Annotated in this window: 6 protein-coding genes; 4 read left to right on the top strand and 2 right to left on the bottom strand. The window is 61.3% G+C overall.

Annotated features, from left to right (window positions below; all coding sequences use genetic code 11):
- The first annotated feature begins 3 nt into the window (after window positions 1-3).
- The 4 genes from dapF to B7L09_RS18315 all read left to right on the top strand — a co-directional run bounded on the left by dapF (window position 4) and on the right by B7L09_RS18315 (window position 3,176).
- Complete coding sequence (gene dapF / locus B7L09_RS18330) at window positions 4-834, top strand: diaminopimelate epimerase (protein WP_094470031.1); 831 nt, start codon at window positions 4-6, stop codon at window positions 832-834.
- Between the two features lie 13 nt (window positions 835-847).
- Complete coding sequence (locus B7L09_RS18325) at window positions 848-1,573, top strand: DUF484 family protein (RefSeq protein ID WP_094470030.1); 726 nt, start codon at window positions 848-850, stop codon at window positions 1,571-1,573.
- 2 nt (window positions 1,574-1,575) lie between these two features.
- Entirely contained in the window at window positions 1,576-2,475 is a 900-nt protein-coding gene (gene xerC / locus B7L09_RS18320; RefSeq protein ID WP_094470029.1) for a tyrosine recombinase XerC, read from the top strand.
- On the top strand, window positions 2,472-3,176 hold the full coding sequence (locus B7L09_RS18315; RefSeq protein ID WP_094470028.1) for an HAD family hydrolase: 705 nt from the start codon (window positions 2,472-2,474) through the stop codon (window positions 3,174-3,176). Before xerC ends, B7L09_RS18315 begins: the two co-directional genes overlap by 4 nt.
- Before the next feature lie 195 nt (window positions 3,177-3,371).
- On the opposite strand, the gene sutA is transcribed toward B7L09_RS18315, so the two are convergent.
- Entirely contained in the window at window positions 3,372-3,695 is a 324-nt protein-coding gene (gene sutA, locus B7L09_RS18310) for a dormancy-specific transcriptional regulator SutA (RefSeq protein WP_094470027.1), read from the bottom strand.
- Between the two features lie 101 nt (window positions 3,696-3,796).
- On the bottom strand, window positions 3,797-4,222 hold the full coding sequence (locus B7L09_RS18305; RefSeq protein ID WP_094470026.1) for a secondary thiamine-phosphate synthase enzyme YjbQ: 426 nt from the start codon (window positions 4,220-4,222) through the stop codon (window positions 3,797-3,799).
- Between the last annotated feature and the right edge of the window lie 14 nt (window positions 4,223-4,236).

Below are 4,236 nucleotides of genomic sequence, written 5' to 3'. Positions count from 1 at the left end.
GCCATGCTGCTGCGTTTTACCAAGATGCACGGGCTGGGCAATGATTTCATGGTTCTCGACCTGGTCAGCCAGCACGCGCATATCCTGCCCAAGCACGCTAAACAATGGGGCGATCGGCACACCGGNATCGGTTTCGACCAATTGCTGATCGTNGAAGCGCCGAGCAACCCGGAGGTGGATTTCCGCTACCGGATCTTCAACTCCGACGGTTCCGAAGTGGAACAGTGCGGCAACGGCGCGCGCTGCTTCGCCCGCTTTGTGCTGGACAAACGCCTGACCGCCAAGCGGCAGATTCGCGTCGAGACCAAGAGCGGTGTGATCGAGCTGGATATTCGCAGCGACGGCCAGATCGGTGTCAACATGGGTGCACCGCGCCTGGTGCCGGCCGAGATTCCGTTCGACGCACCAGAACAGGCCTTGAGTTATAAGCTCGATGTCGAGGGTACGACCGTCGAACTGGCCGCCGTCTCCATGGGCAACCCCCATGCCGTGCTGCGGGTCAGCGACATCAACAACGCACCGGTGCATGAACTGGGGCCGAAAATCGAACACCACCCGCGCTTCCCGGCGCGGGTCAACGTCGGTTTTCTCCAGGTCATCGACCGGAACCGTGCGCAGTTGCGCGTCTGGGAACGTGGCGCCGGGGAAACCCAGGCCTGCGGCACCGGTGCTTGCGCCGCCGCCGTCGCCGCGATCAGCCAGGGGTGGATGGATTCGCCACTGCTGATCGACCTGCCCGGCGGACGCTTGTCCATCGAATGGGCAGGCCCTGGCCACCCGGTGATGATGACCGGNCCGGCAGTCCGCGTTTATGAAGGACAAGTGCGTCTTTGAGAGAGTTGAATCCATGAAAGACAAGCCTCAGGTTCCCGCCCCACAGCCCGACGAATCCCCTTCCGAAAGCCTTGAGGCGGCGGCGATTGCCGCGTACCTGGAGGCTCATCCGGATTTCTTCGTCGANCANGAAGAACTGCTGCCCGCCCTGCGCATTCCCCACCAGCGCGGCGATACCGTGTCGCTGGTGGAGCGGCAGATGAAGATCCTGCGCGAGCGCAATATCGAAATGCGCCACAAGCTCTCGCACCTGATGGACGTGGCCCGCGACAACGACCGTCTTTTCGACAAGACCCGTCGCCTGATTCTTACCCTGATGGATGCCACCAGCCTCGAAGAAACGGTCATTGCCGTGGAAGACAGCCTGCGCCAGGACTTCCAGGTGCCGTTTGTCAGCCTGATTCTGTTCAGCGACAACCCGATGCCGGTGGGCCGCTGGGTCACCCATGCCGACGCGCAAACGGCCATTGGCGGCTTGCTCTCGGAAGACAAAAGCGTCAGCGGCAGCCTGCGCGATCACGAACTGGACTTCCTGTTCGGTGAAGAACAGCGCAAACAGATCGGCTCCACCGCCGTCGTCGCCATCAGCTATCAAGGCCTGCACGGTGTATTGGCCATCGCCAGTCGTGATCCTCAGCACTACAAAAGCTCGGTGGGCACGCTGTTTCTGACCTACATCGCCGAAGTCATGGGCCGCGTGCTGCCTCGGGTCAACAGTTCCCTGCGCTCGGTACGCTGATCGTGGAACGGCAACTGGACGCTTACTGCGAACACCTGCGCAGTGAGCGGCAGGTGTCGCCCCACACGCTGTACGCCTACCGCCGCGACCTCGACAAAGTGCTGGGCTGGTGCGTCAAACAGAACATCAGCAGCTGGGCCGCGCTAGACATTCAGCGTCTGCGCAGCCTGATCGCGCGCCTGCATTCCCAGGGTCAATCTTCGCGCAGCCTGTCCCGCCTGCTGTCGGCGGTGCGCGGCCTCTATCATTACCTCAACCGCGAAGGCCTGTGCGACCACGACCCGGCCAATGGCCTGGCCCCGCCCAAGGGTGAGCGGCGCCTGCCCAAGACCCTGGACACCGACCGCGCGCTGCAATTGCTNGAAGGNGCGGTGGAGGATGACTTCCTGGCGCGTCGGGATCAGGCGATTCTGGAACTGTTCTATTCCTCAGGTTTGCGCCTTTCGGAGCTGACCGGGCTTAATCTGGATCAGTTGGACCTGGCCGACGGCATGGTTCAAGTGCTCGGCAAGGGCAGCAAGACCCGACTGCTGCCGGTCGGCAAAAAAGCTCGCGAGGCGCTAGAACTGTGGCTGCCACTACGGGCCATGACCAATCCGGCGGACGACGCGGTGTTTGTCAGCCAGCAAGGCCGGCGCCTTGGCCCCCGGGCAATTCAATTGCGGGTCAAGGCAGCCGGCGAGCGTGAGCTGGGGCAAAACCTGCACCCACACATGCTGCGGCATTCCTTTGCCAGCCATATGCTGGAGTCCTCGCAGGACCTGCGCGCCGTACAGGAATTGCTNGGCCACTCGGACATCAAGACCACGCAGATCTACACCCACCTNGACTTCCAGCACCTGGCTACGGTGTACGACAGTGCCCATCCACGGGCCAAACGCATCAAGGGCGGCGACTCATGACCCTCCAATTGATCACCTTCGACCTCGACGACACCCTGTGGGACACCGCCCCGGTGATCGTCAGCGCCGAAGCCATACTGCGTGAATGGCTGACCGAGCACGCACCGAACCTGGGTGCGGTGCCGGTGGAGCATTTGTGGGCTATTCGTGAGCGGATCCTGACCAGCGAGCCGAGCCTCAAACACCGCATCAGTGCGTTGCGCCGCCGGGTGCTTTTCCATGCACTGGAAGAGTCCGGATACGACCACGGACAGGCTTCGGAGCTGGCCGACAAGGGTTTTGAAGTCTTTCTGCATGCCCGGCACCAGATCGAGGTGTTTCCCGAAGTCGAGCCGACGCTGGAAACCCTGGCCAAGCATTACGCCTTGGGGGTGGTCACTAACGGCAACGCCGATGTACGCCGGCTGGGGCTGGCGGATTACTTCAAGTTTGCGTTGTGCGCCGAAGACATCGGCATCGCCAAGCCCGATGCGCGACTGTTTCATGAGGCGTTGCAGCGTGGCGGGGCGACGGCGGAAACGGCGGTGCATATCGGCGATCATCCGGGGGATGACATTGCCGGGGCGCAGCAGGCGGGATTGCGGGCGATCTGGTTTAACCCGGCAGGCAAGGCCTGGGAAGCCGAGAAGGCTCCAGATGCGGAGATTCGCAGCTTGACTGAGTTGCCAGCGTTGTTGGCCCTCTGGAATTCCCGACACTGATCCTGAGAACACACAAAACCCTGTGGGAGCGCCGCAGGCCCATGATTGTTGTTTCAGACATGNCTCTGGAATTCCCGACACTGATCCTGAGAACACACAAAACCCTGTGGGAGCGCCGCAGGCCCATGATTGTTGTTTCAGACATGAAAAAGCCCGCAGCGACGGCGGGCTTTTTCAGCAAGCAAGGGCAGGCGCTTAGATAGGCCGGCTGCCGTACTTGTTGTCAGGCTTCTTGGGAGGATCGGCGACCACATTGGCCTCTACTTCCTGCACCTTGCCGCCCTTGGCCAAAAACTCTTCCATGGCCCGCGCGAGAGCATCGCGTTCCTTGTTCTTGGCTTCGACGCTCGGCAGCTCATCGACCGATACCGCAGCCTTGGCTTTACCCTTGGCGGTCGGAACGGGCGTTTCACCGCCGTCGTCTTCAGCGACGTCTTCGGCCGCTGCTTCCAGACCTTCTTCGGTTTCGTCGTCGTCACCTACTTCAAGGTCGTCGTTTTCCAGATCATCGTCGCTCATGTTCTACCTCATGACTTGCGAAAAGCAGATTAGTTATAGCCCAGCCTCACTCGCTGTCGACAGTCGCCGGAAAAATTCAATAACCGCTAGTGACCAGCGGTTCATGCCTCTTCACCGTGCACGGTGGCGAGGACTTTACGGGCACCGCCATGATCACGGTGCTCGCCCAGATAAACACCTTGCCAGGTCCCCATTGCCAAGCGGCCTGCCGAAATCGGCAAACTGAGCTGACAGCCAAGCACGCTGGCCTTGAAGTGCGCCGGGAGGTCGTCCAGGCCTTCGTCGTTATGCTCATAGCCGTCTGTTCCTTGTGGGATCAGACGATTGAAAAATCGTTCGAAGTCACGGCGAACCGCCGGGTCGGCATTCTCGTTGATGGTCAACGAGGCCGAGGTGTGCTGCAGCCACAGATGCAACAGGCCGACCCGGCACGCCTTGAGTTCAGGCAGGCCGGCGAGTAACTCGTCCGTTACCAGATGAAAGCCCCGGGGCNTNGCCCGGAGGGTAATCAGGGTCTGTTGCCACATACAGTTCTCCGCCC

Origin of the sequence: Pseudomonas mandelii (assembly GCF_002251635.1) — a bacterium.
Taxonomy (GTDB): domain Bacteria; phylum Pseudomonadota; class Gammaproteobacteria; order Pseudomonadales; family Pseudomonadaceae; genus Aquipseudomonas; species Aquipseudomonas mandelii_B.
Note: the sequence above shows the minus strand (reverse complement) of the source record. Positions and strands in the feature narration are given on the sequence as shown.